Origin of the sequence: Mesotoga sp. UBA5557 (genome assembly GCF_002425715.1) — a bacterium.
Lineage (GTDB): Bacteria > Thermotogota > Thermotogae > Petrotogales > Kosmotogaceae > Mesotoga.
In genome coordinates, this window is sequence record NZ_DIMV01000088.1 from 1 (window position 1) to 4,656 (window position 4,656).

Annotated in this window: 4 protein-coding genes and 1 tRNA gene; 2 read left to right on the forward strand and 3 right to left on the reverse strand. The window is 45.8% G+C overall.

Annotated elements, in window-relative coordinates; all coding sequences use genetic code 11:
- Window positions 1-244: 244 nt before the first annotated feature.
- Window positions 245-319: transfer RNA gene (locus B3157_RS11375), tRNA-Val, on the forward strand.
- A gap of 15 nt (window positions 320-334) precedes the next feature.
- Here B3157_RS11375 and B3157_RS11380 read toward each other — a convergent pair.
- The 3 genes from B3157_RS11380 to B3157_RS11390 form a co-directional block, all read right to left on the reverse strand.
- Window positions 335-1,810 carry an Rne/Rng family ribonuclease gene (locus B3157_RS11380; protein WP_292590601.1) on the reverse strand — a complete coding sequence of 492 codons (1,476 nt, stop codon included), beginning with the start codon at window positions 1,808-1,810 and terminating at the stop codon, window positions 335-337.
- A gap of 98 nt (window positions 1,811-1,908) precedes the next feature.
- Window positions 1,909-2,442, reverse strand: coding sequence for a ribosome hibernation-promoting factor, HPF/YfiA family (gene hpf / locus B3157_RS11385; protein WP_099829643.1), 534 nt, complete (start codon window positions 2,440-2,442; stop codon window positions 1,909-1,911).
- A gap of 66 nt (window positions 2,443-2,508) precedes the next feature.
- The gene (locus tag B3157_RS11390; protein ID WP_099829644.1) at window positions 2,509-2,997 is read right to left on the reverse strand and encodes an NUDIX domain-containing protein; all 489 of its coding nucleotides are present in this window, start codon (window positions 2,995-2,997) and stop codon (window positions 2,509-2,511) included.
- Window positions 2,998-3,085: 88 nt separating this feature from the next.
- On the opposite strand from B3157_RS11390, the gene B3157_RS11395 reads away from it, so the two are divergent.
- Window positions 3,086-4,597 (forward strand): YifB family Mg chelatase-like AAA ATPase, encoded by a 1,512-nt coding sequence (locus B3157_RS11395; protein ID WP_099829645.1) that lies wholly within the window; start codon window positions 3,086-3,088, stop codon window positions 4,595-4,597.
- Window positions 4,598-4,656 lie beyond the last annotated feature (59 nt).

Consider the following 4,656-nt stretch of genomic DNA (forward strand, 5'->3'; position numbering starts at 1 on the left):
CTCTTGCTTTTTCTTACAACTTGCATCTTGGAACTTGCAACTGAGCTTTTACAAGCAATCAGCGGGTCCTTGTTCTTAAGCGTACAGCGGATCTAGGAACGAAGAACAGATCCTCGCTCTGGAACGAAGAACAGGTTTTTCCCTCGGTTAACGGTCAACCGTTTTCACTTTGCCGCTACCTGTCATCACGTAACTAATCGTCAAACCTTGACACTGTACCCTACCGATGATAGAATTGCTGTACGGATGCGTAGCTCAGCGGAAGAGCGCTTCCTTCACACGGAAGAGGCCACAGGTTCAATCCCTGTCGCATCCACCAGATAGGTAAAGGGAGTCATTTCGACTCCCTTTTTGCCTTAGTCTTGGGTTTCTTCGGTTTTTCTTGCTTCTTCACGAATTTGATTTCATAAGAGGTCGGAATTGGCCAGGTGAAGCCCACCGAAATCTCTCTTTTCAGCGTCTTGACAAGGTTCTTCTGGTTTTCTGGAGTTAGGATTCCAGACATGTTTTGATAAACCTGAATGGAGGCGCTGGTCAACGATTCGTCCTGAAAACCCCTCGATAGATCCTTAAGCAGCCGCTGATAAACTGCCCTGGGAGACTCGATCCTTCCCGTTCCCTTGCAAATCGGGCATGAGGAATATAACTTGGACCCAATTGCAGCTGTCGATCGCTTCCTTGTCATTTCCAGCAATCCAAGTCTCGTGAATCCCATTATCATAGTTCTCGCCTTGTCCTTCTTAAATTCAGCTGTGAGACTCGATATCACTTTCTGCCTATCTTCATCGTTCTTCATATCAATAAAGTCTATAACGACTATTCCGCCAATGTTTCTCAATCTCAGCTGTCTCGCAATCTCTGAAGCGGCCTCTAGGTTCGTGTTCAATGAAGTTTCCGACACATCGTTGCCGGAGATACTGCTTGCAGAGTTCACATCGATTACCGTCATAGCTTCTGTTCTGTCTATGTATATGTTTCCTCCCGCGGGTAGGGATACCATTCTGGTATAGAGGATCTTCATTTTCTCGTACACTTCTTCAGACGCAAAGGCATCGCCTTCAACATACCTCACGACCGGTTTGAAACCGGACTTGAATTTGCTGATGCCGGCGACCACATCGTGCCAGAGTTCCTCTGAATCGACCACTATCTCCTTTGTATTTTCGGTTAGTCTCTCTCTGAGAATATACTCTACAAAGGAAGGTTCCTCATAGAGAATCTTCGGTTTTCTGCTTCTTCTAAATGTCTCGTTTATCTTGTTCCAGTTTTCACGCAGACTTTCAAGCTCTTCCTTTATTGTTTCCTCACCCACACCGAAAGCGGCGGTACGGAAGATCACACCTTCTTTGTTTTCAAGAACTGACTTCGCAACCGCGGTGAGCCTATTCCTTTCCTGCTGATCCGCGATCTTCTTCGATATTCCAATATGCTTCGAAAACGGTGTATAAACAAGGCTTCTGCCTGGTATGCTAACCTTAAGGGTAATCTGAGGCCCTTTCGAACCGATGGGATCTTTGCTGACCTGGACTAGAACTTTGTTGTTCTTCTCCAGTTTCTGTTGTCCGGAAGCATCTTTGAATCTAAGAAATGCGTTCCTTCCAATCCCAATATTCACAAAAGCCGCTTCAAGGCTGGGAACAACATTCTCTACCTTGCCAAGATAGATGTTTCCAGTTACACTTTCGCTGTCCATGTCTTCGAAAAAAATCTCTTCCAGCTGATCGCCGTCCAGAGAAGCGATCCTGACTTCGTCCTCAATTCGACTGAAGACAATAGTCTGCGTTCTGTTATTCTGTATTCTTGCCACCACCCTTTCATTTCTATAGACAGAACTAGATTTCGAATTCTACCATAATAATCATCTCACGTGAAGATTAAGAAAGCGGGCCACCTTCTGGTGGCCGTCCGCTATTCGTTCATTTCAATAATACCGATAGATCCGTTCTTTCTAGTATAGAGAACATTGACTTCATCAGTATCGATATTCCTGTAGACAAAAAAGGTGTGGCCAAGCATTTCCATCTGAAGAACGGCCTCATCCTCAGTCATCGGCTTGATAGTGAACCTCTTACGTCTTGTAATTACTGTGGATTGATCTTCTTCGAACCTGGAGGGAATTGAATCGAGGTTTTCCTTAAGGCCGTTTTTGTGCTTGTGGCGAGTTCTCTCTTTGAATCTCTTTATTCTTCTCTCAAAGGCATCAGATGCCGAATCCACTACTGTATAGAAGTCGCTGCCCTTTTCCTCCACGCGGACCATAACGCCCGGCAGATGGGCGGTCGCCTCGACCTTGTAGAACGCCCTTTCCTTCGAGAGCCTGAGATCCATCGAGATCAGCTTCTCCTCGTTGACAACTTTCGACACTTTTGAGAACCTCTTGTCGATGTAGTCTTTCATGGAGTCTGTAACAGTTACGTCTTTAGAGTAGATGTTGTAATCCATGATAACCCTCCTCTCGCGTGATGCTACCAAATTGCGTTACTTCATGTTATCACATACCAAAGGCCGTTACAGTACGCTGGAATCAGGACTCCCTGTCCTGAGCTGGTGTTTGCTCGCTACCTCATATAACTGTACTGAACTCAGAGAATTCCATTCTGTCTTGAGACGTGAAGAAAGCCAAATCGGAAGTACTCTGTACTTCTCAATCTCTCCAATTTCCACCCATTTGACTTCAACCAACGTTGGAACTCCCGAGTTATCTGGATCTGATCCCAGGTTGGTCCTTCCCGAGACGTAATCGCAGGAAAATATCACCTCCAGAAGGCTTTCTCTTTTGAATTCCTGTAGTGCAACAACCGATTTAGGAAAGACTTCAAGATAAGTCTCTTCCCTTATCTCTCTCTTGATTGCAGTAAAAAGATCTTCGCCTGGTTCAACAAGTCCGCCGGGGAAACACCAGAAGGGAGGTCTGTCGCGATGCTCATGACGAACAAGAAGAACAGATTCGTCTTTTATGACCAAAGCTCTTACACTAATACGATGTGTATTCTTCATATGCACACCTCGACCATGCCTCATTTCAAGTATATCACCTCTTCGCCTCTTGATTGATATAATTTCATATATGATAGGAGGTTATGAGATGCGCTATTCAAGAGTTAGAACGATTACAACCATGGGTCTTAACGTTTTGGATGTTCTCGTTGAGCTGGATATTGACAGCAGGGCAGTAATCCAGGAGATGGATATCGTAGGTCTTGGAGACACCGTAATTAAGGAGAGCAAGAAGAGAGTTAAGAGTGCCGTCAAGAACTCGGGGATAGAGCTACCCAACGGTCGAATAACGGTCAACCTAGCTCCGAGCGATGTGAAAAAGGAGGGATCTTATCTCGATCTTCCTATAGCGGTGGGGTTGCTTAAGGCAACTTCGAAAATCAAAACCGATCTTTCCGATTACATTTTCTTTGGAGAACTGGGTCTTGACGGAAGCCTTAGGCGAGTAAGAGGCGTCTTGCCAATTCTGCTTTCGCTTTCCAGCAGGGCAAATGGTCTAAGAGTTGTGCTTCCTGCTCCAAACAGGCAGGAAGCTACAATAGTGAACAACCTTACGATTTTCACGGCGGATAGTTTGAACGATTTGGTTGGCTTTTTGAACGGACACGTGGAGAAAAAACCCGTCGTCTATTCGCAGCCCGAATTGGGAAGTATGAATGGGCCGGACATGTCTGAGATAAAGGGGCAGGAGTTTGCTAAGAGGGCTTCTGAAGTCGCCGCGGCAGGAGGGCACAACATTTCTCTTCGAGGGTCCCCGGGATGTGGAAAAACAATGCTTGCCCGCAGAATTCCATCTATTCTCCCTCCGCTAACTATGGATGAAGCTATTGAGACCACAATGATTTACAGTGTTGCTGGACTGCTGGGTGAAAGAGGGCTGATAAAAGAGAGACCATTCAGGTCTCCTCACCATACCGCGTCGACAACATCTATCGTTGGTGGTGGAAATGATGCTAGACCGGGTGAAATTAGTCTTGCCCACAACGGTGTCTTATTCATGGACGAGTTTCCGGAGTTCAGAAGAGATGTAATCGAGGCTCTCAGACAGCCGCTGGAGGATGGAGTAATTACTGTTGCAAGAGCAAAACTGACAGCCACTTATCCTGCCAGATTCATGCTCATAGCTGCCCAAAACCCGTGTCCTTGCGGATGGTACGGGGACAAAACAAGAGAGTGCACATGTTCTTGGTATGACATTCAAAGATATAATAGGAAGATCTCGGGTCCAATGGAAGATAGGATAGATATCTTCGTTGACATGCCAAGACTCGATTTCGATAAGTATATGGAAAACTCAACGGCAGAAAGCTCTGACGAAGTTCGGAAGAGAGTTATTACGGCAAGGAAGAGACAGTCGTCGAGATATGCAGGAATGAGCATATTTTCGAATAGTCAGCTCAGTCATGCCTTACTGAAAGAATACGTGCCGCTAGACTCAGCATCGAGATCACTTCTTTCGGCAGCCGTGGAAAAGATGAAATTAACTGCAAGGGCCATTGATAGAGTTCTTAAAGTAGCACTTACTATAGCCGATCTCGAAGAAAGTGAAGTTAAGGCCAGGCACATTGCTGAAGCCTTACAGTATCGAAGAAAGACCTAGAGTTCGGCACTCTAGGTCTCCATGAGAGATCTGACCAGAGTGTGCCAAGAAGGCGAAGA

Excerpts from the sequence above, each read along its gene's own strand:
- hpf (WP_099829643.1), bottom strand. The coding sequence starts at position 2,442 with ATGGATTACAACATCTACTCTAAAGACGTAACTGTTACAGACTCCATG.
- B3157_RS11390 (WP_099829644.1), bottom strand. The coding sequence starts at position 2,997 with ATGAAGAATACACATCGTATTAGTGTAAGAGCTTTGGTCATAAAAGAC.
- B3157_RS11395 (WP_099829645.1), top strand. The coding sequence starts at position 3,086 with ATGCGCTATTCAAGAGTTAGAACGATTACAACCATGGGTCTTAACGTT.